The following is a 19,838-nucleotide window of genomic DNA, read 5'->3' as shown; positions in this document are numbered from 1 at the left end:
TCATGGTCAAGGAACGCGGGCAGAAGGTCATCGCGTCGAACCGCAAGGCTCGGCACGACTGGTCCATTCTGGACACCTACGAGGCGGGCATTCAGCTCGTCGGCACCGAGGTGAAGAGCCTGCGCATGGGACGGGCGTCCCTCGTGGACGCCTTCGCCCAGGTCGACGACGGCGAGATCTGGCTGCACGCGCTGCACATCCCGGAGTACGTCGCGGGCACCTGGACGAACCACGAGGTCCGGCGCAAGCGCAAGCTGCTGCTGCACAAGGCGGAGATCGAACGGCTGATCGGCAAGACCAAGGAGTCCGGTCTGTCGCTCGTACCGCTGCAGATGTACTTCAAGGACGGCTACGTCAAGGTCGAGATCGCCCTCGCGAAGGGCAAGAAGGCCTACGACAAGCGCCAGGACCTCGCGAAGCGCGACGCCAACCGCGAGATCGCCAGGGCCCACGGACGGGCTCTGAAGGGTCGCTACTCATGACGTCGGCGGCACTGGTGGACGTGCACGTCCACTTCATGCCGCAGAACGTCCTCGACAAGGTCTGGGCCTACTTCGACCGGGTCCGCGAAAGCGGCGTCGACTGGGTCATCCGGTACCGCACCGACGAGAACGCCCGGCTCACCGCACTGCGGGAGCTGGGCGTTTCGGCGTTCGCGCCGCTGGTGTACCCGCACAAGCCGGGCATGGCGGAGTGGCTGAACGACTGGGTGGCGGACTTCGCGGCACGGGTGCCCGAGGCCGTTCCGACGGGCACGTTCTACGCGGAACCCGGTGCCGAGGCGTACGTGCGCAAGGCGTTGGAGGCCGGTGCGCGGTGCTTCAAGTCGCATGTCCAGGTCGGTGCCTACGACCCCCGTGACCCGCTGCTGGACGGCGTGTGGGGGCAGTTGGCGGAGGCCGGCGTGCCGGTCGTCGTGCACTGCGGCGACGGGCCGTACCCCGGTGAGCACACGGGGCTCGGCGTGTTCGAAGAGGTGCTGCGCGCGCATCCGCGGCTCACGGCCGTGCTCGCGCACGCGGGGATGCCTGACTATTCAGGCGCGTTGGACCTCGTGGAGCGCTATCGGAACGTGCACGTCGACACGACGATGGTGGGCGTTCCGTTCTCAGAGGCCATGGCGCCGTTGCCGGCTGACTGGCGTGCGCGCGTCGCGGGGCTCGCGGACCGTGTGGTGCTGGGGAGCGATTTCCCGAACATCCCGTACCCGTACGAAGCGCAGATCGACGCCATCAGGTCGTGGGAGCTGGACGCCGCCGCCCTGCAGATGGTGCTGCACGACAACGGCGCCCGTCTGCTTCAGCTGTCGAGGTAGGCGAGCACGGCCCGCACGCGGCGGTGCTCGGAGTTCGACGGCTCCAGGCCGAGCTTCGCGAAGATGTTGCCGACGTGCTTCTCGACCGCGCCGTCGGACACCACGAGCGTGCCCGCGATGGCCGTGTTGGACAGTCCCTGGGCCATCAGCCCGAGCACCTCGCGTTCGCGGGGCGTGAGCTTGTCGACCGGGCTCTTCTTGCTGCGCACCATGAGCTGCGTGATCACCTCGTGGTCGATGCTCGTGCCGCCGTCCGCGACCCTGCGCACCGCGTCGACGAACTCCTTCACGTCCGCCACCCGCTCCTTGAGCAGGTAGCCGACGCCACTCGCGCCACCCGCGAGGAGCTCCACGGCATAGCGCTCCTCGACGTACTGCGACAGCACCAGCACCGGCAGCCCCGGATAGCGGCGGCGGCACTCGATGGCGGCGCGCAGGCCCTCGTCGGTGAACGTCGGAGGCATCCGCACGTCCACCACGCACAGGTCGGGCCGGTGCTCGGTGACCGCGTCCAGCAGCCCGTCGCCGTTCTCCACCGCCGCGACGGTCTCGATGCCCTCGTCGGCGAGCAACCGCTGCACGCCCTCCCTCAGCAGCACCGAGTCCTCGGCGATCACCACGCGCACGGCAACTCCGCTCGAATCACGGTCGGCCCACCCACGGGGCTGACGACGACAACCACACCGTCGATGGTCGCGGCGCGGTCCGCAAGGCCGGCGAGACCGCCGCCGGGCTTCAGCTCCGCGCCACCCTGACCGTTGTCGGTGACCTCCACCAGCACCCCCGTGTCCACCCGGTTGACCCGCACGGTCGCCCTGGTGCCGTTGGAGTGCTTGGTGATGTTCGTGAGCGCCTCGCCGACGGTGAAGTACGCGGCGCTCTCCACCGCGGTCGGCGGCCGCGGCTCGACGCTGACCTGGAGATCCACCTCGATCGGGACGCGGGCGGCGAGCGCGCTGAGCGCGGCGTCGAGCCCCCGGTCGCCCAGCACGGACGGGTAGATGCCGCGGGCGAGGTCGCGCAGCTCCTTGATGGCGAGCTTCGCGTCCGCGTGCGCCTCGGCGATGAGCGCCGCCGCACCCTCCGGATCGGAGTCCATTTTGGACTTCGCCCTGCCCAGCCCCATCGCCACGGCCACCAGCCGTTGCTGCGCGCCGTCGTGCAGGTCCCGTTCGATGCGCCGGCGTTCCGCCTCGGCCGCCTCGACCCCGCGCGCCCGGCTCGACTGGAGCCGTTCCGCCTCGATGGCCAGCTGGTCGGCCCGCGTCGGCCCCAGCATCGCCCTCGCGAAACTGCCGTGCAGCGTGCCCAGCCACCTCGTGCCGAGCGCGGCGAACGGGATCAGCGCCAGACCGACCACCGCCATCGGCAACGCCGACACGAAGCTGTCGATCGTCCAGAACTCGCCCACGACCACCGCGAACGGGGCCTCACCGATCCAGAACGGCACCCCGATGAACGCCGCCGCCACCGACCACATCGCCACCACCGAGATGAACTCCACGATGCCGACCGGCAGCAGCAGGAGGAGGTACCCGAAGTCACGCCACGTCGCCGGATCCGTGAACTGCGACTTCCACCGCTGCCACAACGACCCGACCGGCTTCTCGCGATACGGCCGCGCGATGTCCGTGCGCAACGCCACCCGAACCCAGGACCGCTCGATCGAGGCACCCGTCCGCACCACGTTCATCGCCAGCCACAACAACGGCAGCCCGACCCACAGCACCGCCGTCGCGAACCCCACGACCGTCAGCACGACCGAGAGGGTGAACCAGAAGATGCCGGTCACCAGGTTGGTCAGCAGGTAGAACCCGGCTGCGAGCGCGTTCGGTTTCCTCATGACGTCCATGGTGTCGTTACCGCTGGTCAGAGACCATCGGGCTAGCTATCCGGTCAGAGGTGGGGACAGCCCTACCTGCCTCGGGAAGAACTCGGTGGCCCCCTTCGTTATGCTATGCGTACCACTACAAGGGGGTGAACGGTTTCGACTGTGGACGTTGATTCAGGGGAAGCGTGCCGGTGCAGGCGAGAGACCACCGCAAGCGTCATCGCAAACCAATAAGCGCCACGTCTAACGACAAGCGCACCGCTTACGCTCTCGCTGCCTGACAGCAGAGCTAGTGGTTGTCGACCTAGGAGTGCCTTCGGCCTAGTGTTCGGCATCAGCTAGAGGGCTTACTCGCAGTCTCGGTCGCGGAGACTGTTGGGGAAACTCACAGCGACTGGGCCCGTCACACCAGCTCGTCCGCATGACTGGTGGGGTCAAGCAGAGGCATAGCGGACTGCGCACGGAGAAGCCCTGATGAACCGCCACAGGACCCGGGTTCGATTCCCGGCACCTCCACTCGAAGGGTGAGCGCTGTTCGGCTGTACGCGGACAGCGCTCACCTTTTTCTCGTTCCGGGTGTCTTTCTCGGCGTCTCGTGTTGCGCGGCTGACATGCTGGTCGGGTGAGTGGTGGCCGGTCGGTGGTGTTCGTCGTGTTCGACGGGGCGAAGATGCTCGACGTCACCGGGCCCGCCGAGGTGTTCGCCGAGGCCAATGCGGCCGGGGCCGACTACGGGATTCGGTACGTGTCGCCGTCCGGTGAGGCGGTCATGACCTCGGTCGGCGTTCGGTTGCCGGTGGACGGGACTCCCGGCGATGTCGTGGCGCCGGACACCGTTGTCGTTGCCGGTGGTGAGGTGTTGGTTCAGCAGCCGGTGCCCGTGGAACTGGTCGAGGCCATCAGGGAGTTGTGGCCTCGGGCTCGGCGGTTGGTGTCCATCTGCACGGGGTCGTTCGCGTTGGCTGCTGCCGGGGTGTTGGACGGGCGGCGGGCCACTACGCATTGGAGGCAGGCTCCTCGGCTGGCTCGGGGGTATCCCGGGGTCGAGGTGGTGCCGGACTCGATCTTCGTCGAGGACCGCGGGGTGTTCACGTCCGCCGGGGTGTCGGCTGGGATGGATCTGGCGTTGGCGTTGGTCGAGCAGGACTACGGGGCTGATCTCGCGCGGACTGTGGCGCGGAGTCTGGTGATGTTCATGCAGCGGCCCGGTGGGCAGTCGCAGTTCTCGGCGCCGTTGGAGGTTCGGCGGCCCAGTGCGCCTATGTTGCGCGAGGTCGTGGATGTTGTGGCGGCTCAGCCTGCGCTGGATCACAGTGCTGCGGCGTTGGCGGCGCGGGTCGGGGTTAGTGCTCGGCATTTGGCTCGGTTGTTCGCCAGTGAGCTGGGGACGACGCCTGCTCGGTTCGTCGAGCAGGTTCGGTTGGATCACGCGAAGGCGTTGCTGGACGCCGGACATGGGGTCGCTCGGGTGGCGAAGCTGGCCGGGTTCGGGAGTTCCGAGACGATGCGGCGGGTGTTCGTGGCACGGTTCGGGGCGTCGCCCAGTGAGTACCGGGCGAGGTTCGGGAGCACTCGGGGTCCGGATCTGTGGGGTGCGGGTCGCGATTGACGGTGGGAAGGCAACGCCTGCGGCCAGAGCATTGAGACATGGCAGAGGTCATCGCAGGTGTGGTTGTTCCCGACACGGAGTTGGCGCGGGCGGCCACCTCGCTCGTGCGCAAGGTCACTGACGACACGTTGTTCCACCACTCGCGCAGGGTCTTCCTGTGGGGCGCGTTGAAGGCGGCTCAACGGGGGTTGGACGTCGACCTCGAGTTGGCTTACGTGGGTGGGCTGTTCCACGACCTGGGGCTCACGGAGGTCTACGCGTCCCGGGACGTCCGGTTCGAGATCGACGGGGCCGAGGCGGCGCGGACGTTCCTGCTGGAGCACGGACGGTCCGAAGAGGACGCTCGCAACGTGTGGCTGGCCATCGCGTTGCACACGACGCCCGAGGTGCCCATGCACCTGTCGCCGGAGGTCGTGGCGGTGGCGTTGGGGGTGAAGACCGACGTGCTCGGGATCGGGCTCGATGAGCTGAGCGCGGAGCAACGGGCCGAGGTGGTGGCCGCGCATCCGCGGCCCGACTTCAAGAACCGGATTCTGAAGGCGTTCTACGACGGGATGGCCCATCGGCCGGACACGACGTACGGGACGATGAACGACGACGTGCTCGCGCACTTCGATCCGTCGTTCCGGCGCAAGGACTTCGTCGACATCATCACGAAGAGCGCGTGGCCTGAATGACGTCCGGCAAGGCGTCCAGGAAGTCGTGAGCGTCGAACATCGCGCCGGCCGACGCGACGCCGGTGACGTGGAAGCGGCCGGACAGCAGGCGTTCCACGGCTTCCACGGCCAGAGGGGCGCTCACGGCGTAGATGTCACGTCCAGCAACGGCCAAGCGACGTTCTTCGGAGCCTGACCGGACGCGGACGTCGACCACGAAGGACTCCGGTTCGGTGCGCGGGGCGGCGGACCGGAGGCCTTCGGTGGCGTCGACCGACATGTAGTCGACCACCGACGAGATCCGCAGGTGGCTGGGGATCGTGACGACGTCTGCCATCGAGAACTCGCCGATCACCTGGCGGGCGCGGTCGGGGAACTCCCAGGTCAGGGTCGGCGGGGTGGCGTCGTGGTAGCTCAGGGCGCCGTCGCGGTACCGGACGCGCCTGCCTGCGCGCCGGTCGTGGGAGACCTGTCCCGCGGCGAGCGTGCCCGCGGTGGGCTGCCAGTCGCTCAGGCCGTACGCGACGTGGGCCGAGTCGGCGGACGTCCACGCGCCCATCGCGGCGGTGACGAGCAGGTCGGCCAGGCCGCCGAAGAAGGCCATCGCGGGCACCGCCGGGATCGTGGCGCCGCGGGCGAACGTGTCCGCGTTCGCCTCGATCTCGGCCGCCACGTCGACGTACGGCACGCCCGCGCGTTCGGCGGCGGCGAGCAGCGGCAGTGCGGTGATCGCGAACGGGCCCGCCGTGTTGATCACCGCGGCGGCACCTGCCAGCGCGCGATCGAGGGCCTCCGGGTCGGCGGCGGTGGCCTGGGCGCGTCCGAACGGCATCGCGGTGTGGCCGCGCTTTTCCAGCTCCGCCACCACGAAGCGGCCCGTCACTCCCGAAGCCCCGTACACGGCGATCTTGTGTCCCATGTGGACCAGTCAAGTCCCGGGCAAGGGTCGAAGCCAGTGTCTGGAACGACACGATGCGTACACTTTCGGACATGCTCGCGTTCGCCGTCACCGCCGGGATGCTGCACTTCGAGCTGACCGCCACGTACGAGATCTTCACCGCGCCGCAGCTCGACTACGAGGTCAAGGTCTGCGGCAACGCGCCGGTGCGGGTCGGCCGGTTCACGCTCGAACCGGACCTGCCGCTCGACCGGCTCGACACCGCCGGCACCGTGGTCGTGCCCGCCATCGATGACGTGGAACGGCCGCTCGACCCCGACCTCGTCGAGGCCGTGAAAGCCGCGCACGACAAGGGCGCGCGGATCGTGTCGTTGTGCACGGGGGCGTTCGTGCTGGCCGAGGCCGGGCTGCTGGACGGCCTGCGGGCCACCACGCACTGGGGCCACACCGACGAGCTGGCCCGGCGGTACCCGCGGGTCGAGGTCGACCCCGACGTGCTCTACGTCGACAACGGCCAGGTGCTGACCAGCGCGGGCAAGGCGGCGGCGATCGACCTGAGCCTGCACGTGATCCGCACCGACTTCGGCACCGCCACGGCGAACACGGCGGCGCGCAGGCTCGTCGTGCCGCCCCATCGCGACGGCGGGCAGGCGCAGTTCGTGCTGGCGCCGGTGCCGTCCGGGGAAGGGCATCCGCTGACCGAGCTGTTCGAGTGGGTGTCGAAGCGGTTCGACCAGACGATCACCGTCGAGGACCTGGCGCGGCAGGCCAGCATGAGCTCGCGGCACCTCGCCCGGCTCTTCCGCGCGGTGACGGGCACCACGCCGTTGCAGTGGCTGCACGCGCAACGGATCCGGCGCGCGCAGGAGCTGCTGGAGATGACGGACGACAGCGTCGACCAGATCGCCGAGGCGTCCGGCATGGGCACGGCCACGACTTTGCGGCGGCACTTCCACCGGACCGTGGGTGTGCCGCCGGACACGTACCGCCGCACGTTCCGCCCTGTTGGTGGCCGATAGCCAGTCGAGCAGGCGTTAGGTTGTCCTGATGAGCAACGAACAGCGCATCGGGGCGCGGGTGTTGCGGCGCAAGCCGATCGACCAGCTGACTCATCCTGGCAGCGAACTCAAGCGCACCATGGGTGTCGGCCACCTCACGATGATCAGCATCGGGGCCACGCTCGGCACCGGCATCTTCGTCGTGCTGGGGGAGGCGGTGCCGCTCGCCGGGCCCGCCATCGTGCTGTCGTTCGTGCTGGCCGGCATCACCGCGTTGTTCTCCGCGCTGTCGTACGCCGAGCTCGCGGGCCTGATCCCCGCGTCCGGCTCGTCCTACTCGTACACGTACGCGACGCTCGGCGAGATCGTCGCGTGGGTCTGCGGCTGGTGCCTCGTGCTGGAGTACGGCGTGTCGGTCGCGGCCGTCGCGGTCGGGTGGGGCCAGTACGTCAACGAGCTGCTGCACCTCGTGACGGGGCTGCGGATCCCGGACGTGCTGAGCCAGCCGCCGGGCGCGGGCGGGATCATCAACATCCCCGCCGTCGTGGTCGTCGTGATCGCGATGGTCGTGTTGCTCGGTGGCGCCAAAGGAAGTGCGCGCACCAACACGATCCTGGTGTGGGTGAAGGTCGGCGCGCTGCTGATGTTCTGCGCGGTCGCGTTCACGGCGTTGAAGGCCGGCAACCTGCAGCCGCTGTTCCCGCTCGGGCTCGCGGGCATGAGCGCCGGTGCGGCCACGTTGTTCTTCTCCTACATCGGTTTCGACGCCGCGTCGACCGCCGGTGAGGAGGCCAAGAACCCGCAGCGCGACCTGCCGCGGGCGATCATCATCTCGCTCGTCGTGATCACCGCGCTGTACTGCGCGGTGGCGCTGGCGGCGGTCGGGGCGATGCCGTGGCAGACGTTCGAGGGCACGGAGGCGGCGCTCAGCCGGGTGCTGACGGACAACGTCGACGGCGCGATCTGGCCGATCCTGCTGTCGATCGGCGCGGTGGTGGCGACCACGAGTGTCGTGCTGACCGTGCTTTATGGACAGACGCGCATCCTGTACGCGATGTCGCGGGACGGGCTGGTGCCGTCGATCTTCGCGAAGCTCAGCCCGCGCACCGGGGTGCCGTTCGCCAACACGGTGATCGTCGGCCTGTTCATCGCTGTGCTGGCCGCCCTGGTGCCGCTGGGGTCGCTGGCCGACGCGACGAGCATCGGCACGCTGTTCGCGTTCGCGCTGGTCAACATCGCGGTGATCATCCTGCGCCGCACCGAGCCGAAGCGGAAGCGCACGTTCCGCGTGCCGCTCTCGCCCGCGACGCCGTTGGTGGGCCTGGGGTTCTGCGTCTACATGATGTTCAGCCTCGGACTGGACACGTGGATCGCGTTCCTCGCCTGGATGGCCCTCGGGTTCGTCATCTACTTCGCCTACAGCGTAAGGAAGGCACGTCTTGCGGTTCCAGGTGATCACTGACGTCGGCGGCATCGCCCGCGTCAGCGCGTACTACGCCGAGGTCTGGGACGCGACCGAGGACGTCCTGTCGTCGGAGACGCTGCACTGCATCCGGCACGCGGGCGGCGCGACGATCGGGGCGTTCGACGGCGACGAGCTGATCGGCGCCACGACCGGCCTGTTCTGCCCGGACGGGTCGGTGTACTCGATGATCGCGGCCGCGCGGCCCGGCGCCGGGCACCCGTTGAAGCTCGCGCAGAAGGACTGGGCGGCCGGTCTGGGCGCGAAGTCGATGCGCTGGACGTACGACCCGCTGGTGGCGCGCAACGCCCGGTTCAACCTGGTCAAGCTCGGCGCCGTCGTCACCGAGTACACGCCGGACTTCTACGGGCCGATGCGCGACGGCGTGAACGACGGCGACGAGAGCGACCGGCTGACCGTGCAGTGGGACCTCACCGGGGCGCGCGAGCCGCACGAGTCCGTGCCGGGAGGTGAGGTCACGAAGATCGCTCCCGACGGGGAACCGCTGGCGCGCACCGACGGCGAACGGATCTGGTGCCGGGTGCCGCGCGACGTCGTGCAGGTGCGCAAGGAGTCACGGGAGCTGGCCAAGCAGTGGCGGGTGGCCGTGCGCGAGGTGTTCGTGGACGCCTTCGCGGAGGGTTACGCGGCCACGTCGATGTCCCGCGAGGGCTGGTACGAGTTGGAGCGGCTGTGAGGATCGACCGGGTCGAACTGCTGCACGTGGCGATTCCGCTGGTGACGCCGTTCCGCACGTCGTTCGGCACGATGACGACCAAGGACACGTTCCTGCTGCGGGTCGTCACGGACGCGGCGGAGGGCTGGTCGGAGTTCGCGGCCGACCCCGAGCCGCTGTACTGCTCGGAGTTCGTCGGCGCCGCGGAGCTCGTGCTGGACCAGCACCTCGTGCCGAGGGTGACGCCCGAGATCACGTCCGCCGAGGTCGCGGCCAGGACGCACGCGATCAAGGGCCACCAGCTGGCGAAGGCCGCGCTGGAGACCGCGGTCCTGGACGCCGAGCTGCGGTCGTTCGGGATGCCGCTCGGCACCTACCTCGGTGCCACGGCCGAGAAGGTGCCCGCGGGCGTGTCGGTCGGGATCAGGGACTCGATCCCCGAGCTGCTCGACGACGTCGAGGGCTACCTGGCCGAGGGCTACGCGCGGATCAAGCTCAAGATCGAACCGGGCTGGGACGTCGAACCGGTGCGGGCCGTGCGCGAACGGTTCGGGGACGTCCTGCTGCAGGTCGACGCCAACACCGCGTACGCGCTCGCCGACGCCGAACACCTGCGCAGGCTTGACGAGTTCGACCTGCTGCTGATCGAGCAGCCGCTCGAAGAGGACGACATCCGCGGCCATTCGCTGCTGGCGCAACGGATCCGCACGCCGATCTGCCTGGACGAGTCGATCACCTCGGCCAAGGACGCGGCGACGGCCATCGCGCTCGACGCGTGCCGGGTGATCAACGTCAAGCCCGCACGGGTCGGCGGCTACCTGGAGGCGCGCCGGATCCACGACGTCGCCGTCGCGCACGGGATCCCGGTGTGGTGCGGCGGAATGCTGGAGACGGGCGTCGGCCGCGGCCCGAACCTCGCGCTCGCCGCGTTGCCGGGGTTCGTGCTGCCCGGCGACGTCTCGGCGTCCCGCCGCTACTTCGCCGAGGACATCACCGAACCGTTCGAGCTCCAGGACGGCTTCATGCACGTGCCCACGGGGCCGGGCATCGGGATCGAGCCGGTTCCGGAGATCCTGAAGAGGTTCACCACCGCGACGAAGGTGCTCTACGCGAGGGACTGAAGCTCACGGGCCAGGTTGGCCCGCGCGGCGGTGTCCCACAGCTGCCGCGCGGGCTCGGTCACGAACAGCACCTCGCGGTCGAGCAGGGTCTTCAGCACCTTCGCCCGGCCGGCACGCCACGTCTCGTCGTCGTACTGGGCGTACTCCTGCCGCACGGCCGCGCTGTACCGCTCGTAGTGCTCCGGCTCCGAGCCGAGGATCGCCAGGTCGGCGTCGAGCAGCACGTGCGCCAGCGGGTCGTCGGACGAGTGCGTGATCGTGGCCAGCACCAACGACTCCACGCGCGCGATGTGCGGTTCTTCCAGGCCCGCCAGGCGTTCGCGGGCCCACGCGGCCGACGCCCGTTCGTCCTCACCCGGCTTGCCGTCGTAGATCACGTCGTGTGCGCAGGCGGCCAGCGCCAGGATCGCGCGCTCTTCCACGGTGAACGCGAACGCGTCCGCCAGCGCCGACGAGTCCCGCGCGACCGACACCACGTGGAACGTGTTGTGGTAGGTCCGGTGCGGCTCGGCGTAGCGCTCCATCAGGTCGCCCGCGTCCGGTGCGCCGCCGAGCGTTCGGACAGCGTCGTCCCAGATCCGTCTCACCGCGCCAGCTCCTCTTCGACGACGTCCGCGGCGACCGCGCTGCCGCCCGCCCGGTGGATCATCCGCTGCATGTCCTTCACGCGAGCGGAGATCGCGGAGTCCGACGACAGCTGACTCACCAACGAGCGCACCCCCTCGACGGTCACGGTGTCGAGCAGCACACCGAGTCCGAGCTCCTCGACGCGCTGGCCGTTGAGCCGTTGGTCGGTCATGTGCGGTACGACGATCATCGGGACGCCGTGGTGCAACGCCTCCATCACGCCTCCCATGCCGCCACGCGTCACGAACACGCTGGCGTGCTTCAGCACCGCGAGCTGCGGCACCTCGTCGTGCGTCTCGACGTTCATCGCGGGACTGAGCACCTTGCCCTTCGTGACCAGGTGCCACGGCATTCCCCGTGCCGCGTCCGCGCACACCTGCGTGCCGGTCGTCGCGAGCACGACGGGCCGGTCGGCGGGAGGTTCCCAGGTGCCCTGGAACTCGCGCTCGGTCAGGCACGGCCCGGCGAACGCGACGTGACCGCCGAACGTGTCGCCGTGCGGCTGGAACTCCCTGGGGAACAAGGCGATCCGGCGGCGCGCACCCGCGACGAACTCCGGCAGCGAGCTGCCGACGAAGGCGTGCACCCGCGTGAAGAACCTGACGGCGGCGGGGTCGAACGTCCGCGGCGGGATGACCTCGGTGCCGAGCGACCAGTGCTCGTTGCTGGTCAGCAGCACCTCCAGCAGCACGTTCGGCACCTCCAGCCGGTGCGCGATGACACCGCCGGACCAGGCCGCGATGTCCCACACGACGAAGTCCGGCCGGTCGTCGCGGAACGCGGCTTCGAGCTGCGGCAGCGCCGCCTCGGCCTCGGCCAGCGCGAGCCGGGCGGCGTCGAGCAACGAGCCCGGCAGGTCGTCGGGAAGCGTTGACCCGCAGGGGATCGCGGTCGCGCCGCACTCCGTCACGGCGGCGGCGAACCGAGGGGTGGCCGGGCAGCTCACCCGATGCCCCCGGCGCACGAGTTCCGCGATCATGCCGAGCGCGGGCAGGAAGTGTCCTCGCTCGGGCATCAGGAAGATCGCGATGTGCGCCATAAGAGAGATTAACGTTGTTCGATTCCTAATGGTTCAAAGTGTTTTCTTGCTCTTGTCCCATGGGCGTTCCGGCCAGTGGTGCTTGGGATAACGGCCCTTCAGCTCGCTGCGAACCCGCAGGTAGCCGTTGCGCCAGAACGTTCTGAGGTCGCTGGTCACGGCCGTCGGGCGGCCTGCCGGCGAGAGCAGGTGCACCACCACCGGAATTCCGGCGATCTCGGGGGTGTCTGCCCATTTCATGGCGTCCTGGATGCGGACCGAGAGAACGGGCTGGTCCTGCGTGTAGTCGACCTTGCCCTGCCCGATGCGTTCCGGCGCGAGCTTGTCGAAGTCGGCCGCCTCCGGCCACGGCAGCAGGCTCCGCAGCAACGCGGTGGTGTCGATCTTGGCGAGGTCCGAGCGCTTCTTCGCCTTGCCGAGGTCGATCGCGCGGATCAGGTCCTCGTCCTCGACGCTCGGCCAGTCGCGGGTGCGGTGCAGGAACGCCATCCGCTCGCGCAGCTTGACGGCGCTGTCGGGCCACTTGAGCAGGCCCAGACCCTCGGTCTCCAGGCCGATCCGGAGTGCCTGCTGCGACTTGGCGAGGTCGTTGAGCGGGCGTTCGTCGAGGGTGATCGCGCCGAGCTTGCGGACCTCGTTCGCGACGACGTCGTTGGTCCAGCGGATGTCGTCCTCGGTGTGCACGAGGGCTTCCGCCGCCGTGATGGCGAGATCTTCGTCGGCGGGGGCGGCGAGGCGGACGCGGCCGTGCTTGCTGCCCGGTTCGCGGTCGGCGATCGCGACGGCGAGCCACTTGTTGTGCGAGTCGGTGTGCTCGACGGCCGTGCCGTTGGCCATCAGGTAGACGTTGCTGTTCTTGGACCTGCGCTTCGCGAGCCGTTCCGGGTAGGCGAGGGCGACCACGAGCGCCGGGTCGCCGTTGCCACCGGGGTTGCTGCCGAGCTTTTCGAGCTTCTTGACCTCCTGGCGCCACTTGCCGGGGGCCTTCAACGCGTCCGCGAGGTAGCTCGTGTTGTGGTGCGTGCTGTCGTCGAGCAGCGCCACGACCTCGGCGGCGGTCCGGTTGCCGGCGAGCGCGCTGCCGTCGATCAGCGCGCGGCCGAGCCGGGGGTGCAGGCCGACGTTCGCGATGCGGTCGCGGCGGTCGGGGTCGAGCGCGCCGATGGCGTTCAGCGTCTCCTGCGCGGCCTTGAGCGCACCCTCCGGCGGGGCGTCCCACCAGTTCAGCGCGCTGCCGTCCGGGGTGCCCCACACCGCGAGCTCCAGGGCGAGCCGGGTGAGGTCGGCGGTCTTGATCTCCGGCTCGGGGTAGCGGGGGAGCGTGCTGTGCTCGTGCTCCGGCCAGCAGCGGTAGACGCGGCCGGGTGCCTCGCGGCCCGCACGTCCGGCCCGCTGGTCGGCGACGGCCTGGGAGACGCGGATCGTGGCCAGGCCGGCGAGCCCTCGCCGATGGTCGACGCGCGGGACCCTGGCTAGGCCCGCGTCGACGACCGCCCGGACTCCTGGGACGGTGAGGCTCGACTCGGCGATGCTGGTGGCGAGCACGACCCGCTGGTGGTCGCCCCGCTTCAGCGCCGCGTCCTGCGTCTGCGCGTTCAGCTGGCCGTGCAGGATGACGGTCTCGGCGTTCAGCAGCCTTGCGGTGCGGTTGATCTCCTTGACGCCCGGCAGGAACGCGAGCACGTCACCGTCCACTTCGGACAGCGCCTTGTTGATGGCCCTGGCGACGGTGTTCTCGATGTGCTCGTTGCGCGCCGGGGCGACGTAGGTGATCTCGGTCGGGAACATGCGCGACTCCGAGGTCAGGACCGGAGCGTCGAGCAGGTCCGAGAGTCGTTGCGCGGCAACGGTCGCGGACGTCGCGAGCAGCTTGAGGTCAGGCCTCAGGCCTGCCTTGGCGTCGAGCAGGAGGGCGAGCAGCAGGTCGGCGTCGAGGTGGCGTTCGTGGCACTCGTCGAGCAGGACCGTGCCGACGCCCCTGAGCTCCTGGTCGTGCTGGAGCCGGCGCACGAGCAGGCCGCTCGTCACGACCTCGATGCGGGTGTGCCTGCTGGTCTTGCGGTCGCCGCGGACCGAGTAGCCCACGGTGTGGCCGACGGGTTCGCCCAGCAGGCTCGCCATCCGTGCGGCGGCGGCTCTGGCGGCGATCCGGCGCGGTTCGGCGACGACGACCTTGCCGTCGAGGGCGAGCGGGACCAGCGTCGTCTTGCCGGTGCCCGGCGGCGCGACCAGCACGGCCGCCCCTCGCTCCTGGAGTTGCTCCAGCAGCTGGGGGAGTACGGATTTCACCGGGAGATCAGGCAGGTCCACGTGAGTGAGTGTGTCAGGGTTGTCGCATGGGGATGATCGGCGTGGTGTCGGCGATCGCGTCCGCGGCGCGGTCCGGGCGGACGTTCGCGCAGTGGAAGCACGTGCCGGAGGTGTCGGCGGCCTCGGTTCAGGCTTCGGTGCTGGCCGTCGTGCCCGCACGGGACGAGGCTTCGACGTTGCCGCGGCTGCTGCCAGGGCTGGTCGGTCAGCCAGGAGTGCGCGTCGTGGTCGTCGACGACGCCTCTTCGGACGGGACGGCTGCCGTCGCGCGGTCCTTCGGGGCTGAGGTGATCGAGTCCTCCGGGCCCGCCGACGGGTGGGCGGGCAAGACGCACGCGATGCACCTGGGCGTTGCGGCTGCTCAGGACGAAGAGTGGTTGTTGTTCGTGGACGCCGATGTCACGTGCACGCCTGACCTGGTGGGACGGCTGGTGGCGTCGGCCGTCGAGCTGGGTGCCGATCTCGTGTCGTCGTCCGGGCGTGGTGTCGGACCGGCCTGGTGGTTCCTGCTGCCCGCGTTCAACACGCTGGTGTTCGAGGGGTCGCCGCCGGACGGACGCGGGCCCACGGCGTTGGCGGTGGGGCACTGCGTCCTGGTGCGGCGAGCTGCTTTCGAGGCCGCCGGTGGGTGGGAGGCGCTGGCAGGGACGCACGCGGACGACGTCGGGCTGGCGACGTCGATCAGGGACTCCGGCGGGGTGCCGCGGTTCGTCGACGCGTCGATGCTGCTGACGACCTCGGGCATGGACACGTTCGGCGACTGCTGGCGGTCGTTGCGCAAGAGCATCCAGCCGGCGTTCCGCGAGATGTTCGGACCCTGGGCGCGTCCGCTGCTGGTCGCCGCGGGGCTGCTGCACGTCGCGTACGGGCTGCTCCCGGTGCTGCGGCCGCGGTCGCCGTGGTCGTGGCTCGCCTGGTTCGCGCAAGCCGTGCCGCACCGCGAGTTCGTGCGGCGGATCGGGCTGCCGCAGGCCTCGGCCGTGCTCGCGCCGTTCGCGTGGGCGACGATGGGCGTGTTCCTGTTGGACTGCGCGTTGCGTCCAGGTGCCCAGTGGAAGGACCGCCGCGTTGGTTGACCCGTTGCGCGACCCCGACGACCCCGAACTGCTCGACCCGTACCAGTCGCGGTCGCTCGCGATCCTGGTGGAGGGCGCGCGGCTCGCGTCCGGCGCCGTTCGGTACGGCAAGATCGGCAAGGTCGGCAGCGCGGCCGTGGTGATCAACCGCGAGAACCCGCTGCCGTCCGGCAACTTCGGCTGCGCCCTGGACGGCACGTCGGTCGAGGTCGCGTCGACGCTGCTGCAGCTGGAGCAGACGTTCGCGGACGTGGGGCGCGCGGAGGCCGTCGTGTTCGCGTCGCCGACCACCGTGGACGAGATCGAGGGCATCGCCGACGACTCCGGCTGGTACGCGGTCGAGGAGCTGCTGACGGTCGTGCACCGGGGTGCCGCTTCGGCGTCCGCCGAGGTCAGGCGGGCTGTCGACGCGGATCTGGTGGGGATCGTCGACCTGCTGTCGGACGAGCTCGTCGGCAACCGTGAACGACTGGGGCGCTGGCTCGGGCATCGATTGGACGACCCGCGGTGTTTGCTCCTGGTGGTGGACGACGGCGACCGGATCGGCGGATTCGTGTCGGGGTTCGCCGAGCGTGGTGTGGGGCTGGTCGAGCAGTGCGTCGTGCGTCCGGCGCGTCGTCGTCGGGGCGTGGGGCGGTCGTTGGTGGTGTCCGCGGTATCGGCTCTGCGGTCTGCCGGCGCGATGTTGGTCGCGTCGCAGGTGGACGAGGGGCCGGGGGAGCGGTTCGCCGAGGCGTGCGGGTTCGTTGCGGCGTATCCCGTGACTGCGTATGTACGCAGAGTCGATGAGCTGCTCGACTGAATTAGTTAGTTGCCGCGTGACATATCCTTAGCAGGGCTAAGGGAGGCTTTGTGCGCGATCGGTTACCGGTCGAGGTGTGGGTTCTGGTCGCGGCGAGCTTCATCATCGCCGTGGGGTTCGGGATCGTGGCACCCGTTCTGCCGGTGTACGCGTCATCGTTCGGTGTCGGTCACACGGCTGTTGCGGCTCTGATCAGCGCGTTCGCGTTCGTTCGGCTGGCGTTCGCGCCGGTGAGCGGCAAGCTGGTCAACCGGTTCGGCGAGCCGCGGGTGTACATCGTCGGCATCCTCATCGTCGCCGTCGGCACGGCGATGTGCGGGTTCTCGTCCAGCTACGCCGAGATGCTGTCGTGGCGGGCGCTGGCCGGGGTCGGGTCGACCATGTTCACGGTCGCGGCGCTCGGGCTGCTGATCCGGATCACACCGGCGCCGATGCGCGGGCGGGCGTCGGGGATGTGGGCGGCCGGGTTCCTGATCGGCAACATCGCCGGGCCGATCGTCGGCGCCGGGCTCGTGCCGTTCGGGCTGTGGGTGCCGTTCGTGTCGTACGGCCTGTTGCTGTGCGTCGCGGCGTTCGTGGTCTGGTTCTTCCTGCGCCGTTCGACGCTGGTGGAGATCGACCGCACCAACACCGAGACGCCGATGACCGTGCGCGAGGCCGTCCGGCACGGTGCGTACCGCGCGGCGCTGGCGTCCGGGTTCGCGAACGGCTGGGCCGTGTTCGGCGTGCGGATCTCGCTGGTGCCGGTGTTCGTGATCGAGGCCCTGGAGCACAGCGCGGCCGTCGCGGGCATCTCGATGTCGGTGTTCGCGGCCGGCAACGCGGCGATGCTGTTCCTGTCCGGCAAGATCGCCGACACCCGCGGCCGCAAGCCCGTCGCCATCGCCGGTCTCGTCATCAGCGGCCTCGCGACGGTCTGGATGGGCTTCACCGGCGACCTGTGGACGTTCATGGCGGCGTCGCTGATCGCGGGGGCGGGTGCCGGGTTGCTGAACCCGCCGCAGAACGCCGTGGTGGCGGACGTCATCGGGGCGCGCGGCAAGGGCGGGCCGGTGCTCGCCGGGTTCCAGATGGTCACCGACCTGGGCGCGATCATCGGCCCGATGTGCGCGGGCCTGCTGGCCGACTCGTTCGGCTTCGAGGCCTCGTTCGCCATCACCGGCGCCGCGCTGCTGCTGTCGGTGCTGTTCTGGTCCGCCGCGCCCGAGACCCTGCCCACACATGAGGAGGAGCACACGGCCGCCGCGGTGGCGCCGGAGTGCGGTGCGCTGGACGAGAGTGCCGAGGTCCCGACCGGCGAACGGGTCGGCGGCAAGCCACGTCACCCGGAAGCGTGATTGCGCGCTCAGCTTTCTTTTAGTTTGTGTCGCTACCCTCGTCGCCGTGGGTGGAGCAGAGCGCAGTGCGCGGAAGAAGAAGCAGGCCGCGCTCGCGGTGGCCCAGGCACGCGGCACGGGTGGCGGTTCGGACCGGACGAAGGTCATCGCCGGCATCGCCGTGGTCGCGGTGCTGGCCGTCGCCGTGATCGGGTACGTCGTCTTCCAGCAGATGAAGCCGTCGACGACCGGTGCGGAGGCCATTCCGCTGGCGCCGGCCGACCACACGATCTCGGCGCCCGCCGTCCGCGAGGGCAACACCGTCCTCGTCGGCAAGGACACGGCCACCGTGACGGTCGACGTGTACGAGGACTTCCTGTGCCCGATCTGCGGCACGTTCGAGAAGACCTACGGCACCGACATCAAGAAGGCCGTCGAGGACGGCAAGGTCAAGATCCGCTACAGCATCCTGCCGATGCTGAACCGCCTGTCGAGCCCCGAGGGCTACTCGACGGAGTCGGCCAACGCCGCCCTGTGCGTCGCCGACGACGGCAAGTTCAACGCGTTCCACGCCGCCCTGTTCGCCAAGCAGCCAGAAGAGGGCGAAGCCGGCTACACCCAGGACCAGCTCATCAAGCTGGGCAAGGACGTGGGCGTGACCTCTGCTTCGTTCGAGTCGTGCGTGCGTTCGCAGACCTACAAGTCGCAGCTGGACGAGCTGATGTCCAAGACCAGCAACGACCCGGCCTTGAAGGACGCCGAGACGGGCCGCTTCCGCGGCACGCCCAGCGTCGCCTCCGGTGGCAAGCTCGTCGACCTGGACAACAAGAACTGGCTCTCCGACCTGACTAGGTGAGTCCGTCGATCGGCGCCTGGCCCTGGGTCCACCGGGCCAGGCGCTGTGCTTTGCCCACCTCGGTCCGCGGCAGCTTGCCCGGCTCCAGCACGTGCACCAGGCACGTGATCCCCAGTCGCTCCTTGAGCTTGTCCGTCAGTCGCGTTCGGACGTCCTCAGTGGACTCCACCGCCACGTGCAGCCGCGCCGTCGTCGTCCGGCGGTCCTCGACGATCAGGTAGTGCGGGCTCGCCAGCTCCAGCACCACCGCCTCGATCTCCGTCGGGAACACGTTCACGCCGCGGATGACCAGCATGTCGTCCTTGCGCCCCTTGAGCTTGCTCATCCGCCGGAAGGGGCTGTTCCTCGGTTCGTGCAGCGTCGCCACGTCCCCGGTCCGGTACCGGAGGAGGGGCATCCCGGTCTTGGTGAGCGTGGTGAAGATCAGCTCGCCGTCCTCGACCTCCGGGTAGAAGTGGTCCTCCGCGACGTTCAGCAGCCCGTCCGAGTCCAGCGACTCGCACGCCACCCCGGGCCCGATGATCTCCGACAGCCCGTAGATGTCCAACGCCCGGATGCCCAGCCGTTGCTGGATCTCCTGCCGCATCTCGTCGGTCCACGGCTCGGCCCCGAAGATGCCGACCTCGATGGAGTTGTCCTGCTCCAGGTCCTCCGCGAGCCTCAGCGCGTACGACGGCGTGCAGCACAACACGTCGGGCCGCAGGTCCTCGATGAGCCGAACCTGCCGCTCCGTCATGCCCCCGGACATGGGAACGACCGTCGCCCCCAGCTTCAACCCGCCGTGGTGCACCCCGAGACCACCGGTGAAAAGCCCGTAGCCGTAAGCGTTGTGGATGACCGACGTCCTGGTGGCCCCGGCACCGGCGAGCGCCCTGGCCATCACCTGGGACCAGATCTCCACGTCGCCGGCCGTGTAGGGGATGAGCGTCGGCCGGCCACCCGTGCCCGACGACCCGTGCACGCAGACGATCTCCTCCGGCGCCGCGACGCGCAGCCCGAACGGGTAGTGGTCCCACAGGTCCTGCTTGCTGATCGTCGGCAGCAGGTGGATCTCGTCGAGCCGCACATCTGTGCCGCGCGTCACTCCGCTCTCCCGCAGCCTGCGCGCCTGGAGGTTGTCGGTGGTGAGCAGGAGGTCGATCATGGCGCGCAGCCGCTGTTCCTGCAGCTCGCGCAGGGCCTCGGGGGCCATGCTCCCGATCTTGGGGTCGAACGGTGCTCCGGCGGTCATCACCCGGTCCTACCA

19 protein-coding genes and 1 other RNA gene are annotated in these 19,838 nt (G+C 69.7%); 13 read left to right on the top strand and 7 right to left on the bottom strand.

Going from position 1 to position 19,838, the window contains the following annotated elements:
• Positions 1-2: 2 nt before the first annotated feature.
• A complete protein-coding gene (gene smpB, locus ACQEU1_RS20840) occupies positions 3-482 on the top strand; it encodes an SsrA-binding protein SmpB (RefSeq protein ID WP_382445845.1) in 480 nt (159 codons plus the stop codon).
• On the top strand, positions 479-1,315 hold the full coding sequence (locus tag ACQEU1_RS20835) for an amidohydrolase family protein (protein ID WP_433204125.1): 837 nt from the start codon (positions 479-481) through the stop codon (positions 1,313-1,315). Before smpB ends, ACQEU1_RS20835 begins: the two co-directional genes overlap by 4 nt.
• Here the strand turns inward: ACQEU1_RS20835 and ACQEU1_RS20830 are convergent.
• Positions 1,300-1,941 (bottom strand): response regulator transcription factor, encoded by a 642-nt coding sequence (locus tag ACQEU1_RS20830; RefSeq protein WP_285637739.1) that lies wholly within the window; start codon positions 1,939-1,941, stop codon positions 1,300-1,302. The genes ACQEU1_RS20835 and ACQEU1_RS20830 overlap by 16 nt on opposite strands.
• Positions 1,929-3,167, bottom strand: a complete 1,239-nt coding sequence (locus ACQEU1_RS20825; RefSeq protein ID WP_433204120.1) for a sensor histidine kinase — start codon at positions 3,165-3,167, stop codon at positions 1,929-1,931. Before ACQEU1_RS20825 ends, ACQEU1_RS20830 begins: the two co-directional genes overlap by 13 nt.
• 121 nt (positions 3,168-3,288) lie before the next feature.
• On the opposite strand from ACQEU1_RS20825, the gene ssrA reads away from it, so the two are divergent.
• From ssrA to ACQEU1_RS20810, 3 genes are all read left to right on the top strand, one after another.
• Positions 3,289-3,665, top strand: a transfer-messenger RNA (tmRNA) gene (gene ssrA, locus ACQEU1_RS20820).
• A 103-nt stretch (positions 3,666-3,768) separates the two neighbouring features.
• Positions 3,769-4,755: a GlxA family transcriptional regulator gene (locus tag ACQEU1_RS20815; RefSeq protein WP_433204117.1), complete on the top strand. Its 987-nt coding sequence runs from the start codon at positions 3,769-3,771 to the stop codon at positions 4,753-4,755.
• Positions 4,756-4,793: 38 nt separating this feature from the next.
• Positions 4,794-5,432, top strand: a complete 639-nt coding sequence (locus tag ACQEU1_RS20810) for an HD domain-containing protein (protein WP_433204114.1) — start codon at positions 4,794-4,796, stop codon at positions 5,430-5,432.
• Here ACQEU1_RS20810 and ACQEU1_RS20805 read toward each other — a convergent pair.
• Positions 5,407-6,330 (bottom strand): saccharopine dehydrogenase NADP-binding domain-containing protein, encoded by a 924-nt coding sequence (locus ACQEU1_RS20805; protein ID WP_433204111.1) that lies wholly within the window; start codon positions 6,328-6,330, stop codon positions 5,407-5,409. The genes ACQEU1_RS20810 and ACQEU1_RS20805 overlap by 26 nt on opposite strands.
• Positions 6,331-6,383: 53 nt before the next feature.
• Between ACQEU1_RS20805 and ACQEU1_RS20800 the strand changes: the two genes are divergently transcribed.
• From ACQEU1_RS20800 to menC, 4 genes are read left to right on the top strand one after another with little or no spacing between them, the layout of a single operon-like run.
• A complete protein-coding gene (locus ACQEU1_RS20800; RefSeq protein WP_433204108.1) occupies positions 6,384-7,328 on the top strand; it encodes a GlxA family transcriptional regulator in 945 nt (314 codons plus the stop codon).
• A gap of 28 nt (positions 7,329-7,356) precedes the next feature.
• Complete coding sequence (locus ACQEU1_RS20795) at positions 7,357-8,769, top strand: amino acid permease (protein WP_433204105.1); 1,413 nt, start codon at positions 7,357-7,359, stop codon at positions 8,767-8,769.
• Positions 8,747-9,466 carry a hypothetical protein gene (locus ACQEU1_RS20790; protein ID WP_433204102.1) on the top strand — a complete coding sequence of 240 codons (720 nt, stop codon included), beginning with the start codon at positions 8,747-8,749 and terminating at the stop codon, positions 9,464-9,466. Before ACQEU1_RS20795 ends, ACQEU1_RS20790 begins: the two co-directional genes overlap by 23 nt.
• Entirely contained in the window at positions 9,463-10,566 is a 1,104-nt protein-coding gene (gene menC / locus ACQEU1_RS20785; RefSeq protein WP_433204099.1) for an o-succinylbenzoate synthase, read from the top strand. The genes ACQEU1_RS20790 and menC overlap by 4 nt, the downstream gene beginning before the upstream one ends.
• Here menC and ACQEU1_RS20780 read toward each other — a convergent pair.
• The 3 genes from ACQEU1_RS20780 to hrpB are packed head-to-tail and all read right to left on the bottom strand — an operon-like array spanning position 10,551 to position 14,542.
• A complete protein-coding gene (locus ACQEU1_RS20780) occupies positions 10,551-11,153 on the bottom strand; it encodes an HD domain-containing protein (RefSeq protein ID WP_433204096.1) in 603 nt (200 codons plus the stop codon). The genes menC and ACQEU1_RS20780 overlap by 16 nt on opposite strands.
• The gene (locus tag ACQEU1_RS20775) at positions 11,150-12,232 is read right to left on the bottom strand and encodes a macrolide family glycosyltransferase (protein ID WP_433204093.1); all 1,083 of its coding nucleotides are present in this window, start codon (positions 12,230-12,232) and stop codon (positions 11,150-11,152) included. The genes ACQEU1_RS20780 and ACQEU1_RS20775 overlap by 4 nt, the downstream gene beginning before the upstream one ends.
• A 33-nt stretch (positions 12,233-12,265) precedes the next feature.
• Positions 12,266-14,542 carry an ATP-dependent helicase HrpB gene (hrpB, locus tag ACQEU1_RS20770; RefSeq protein WP_433204090.1) on the bottom strand — a complete coding sequence of 759 codons (2,277 nt, stop codon included), beginning with the start codon at positions 14,540-14,542 and terminating at the stop codon, positions 12,266-12,268.
• Between the two features lie 26 nt (positions 14,543-14,568).
• On the opposite strand from hrpB, the gene ACQEU1_RS20765 reads away from it, so the two are divergent.
• The 4 genes from ACQEU1_RS20765 to ACQEU1_RS20750 are packed head-to-tail and all read left to right on the top strand — an operon-like array spanning position 14,569 to position 18,592.
• Entirely contained in the window at positions 14,569-15,618 is a 1,050-nt protein-coding gene (locus ACQEU1_RS20765; RefSeq protein ID WP_433204087.1) for a glycosyltransferase, read from the top strand.
• Complete coding sequence (locus ACQEU1_RS20760; protein WP_433204084.1) at positions 15,611-16,420, top strand: N-acetyltransferase family protein; 810 nt, start codon at positions 15,611-15,613, stop codon at positions 16,418-16,420. Before ACQEU1_RS20765 ends, ACQEU1_RS20760 begins: the two co-directional genes overlap by 8 nt.
• Positions 16,421-16,470: 50 nt before the next feature.
• On the top strand, positions 16,471-17,757 hold the full coding sequence (locus tag ACQEU1_RS20755) for an MFS transporter (protein ID WP_433204081.1): 1,287 nt from the start codon (positions 16,471-16,473) through the stop codon (positions 17,755-17,757).
• A gap of 46 nt (positions 17,758-17,803) precedes the next feature.
• Positions 17,804-18,592 (top strand): DsbA family protein, encoded by a 789-nt coding sequence (locus tag ACQEU1_RS20750; RefSeq protein WP_433204078.1) that lies wholly within the window; start codon positions 17,804-17,806, stop codon positions 18,590-18,592.
• On the opposite strand, the gene ACQEU1_RS20745 is transcribed toward ACQEU1_RS20750, so the two are convergent.
• Positions 18,585-19,823 (bottom strand): phenylacetate--CoA ligase family protein, encoded by a 1,239-nt coding sequence (locus ACQEU1_RS20745; RefSeq protein WP_433204075.1) that lies wholly within the window; start codon positions 19,821-19,823, stop codon positions 18,585-18,587. The two genes, ACQEU1_RS20750 and ACQEU1_RS20745, sit on opposite strands and share 8 nt — an antisense overlap.
• Between the last annotated feature and the right edge of the window lie 15 nt (positions 19,824-19,838).

Source organism: Lentzea sp. CA-135723 (genome assembly GCF_050936595.1).
Taxonomy (GTDB): domain Bacteria; phylum Actinomycetota; class Actinomycetes; order Mycobacteriales; family Pseudonocardiaceae; genus Lentzea.
The sequence above is the reverse complement of the archived record's forward strand: the minus strand, read 5'-3'. Positions and strand labels throughout refer to the sequence as shown.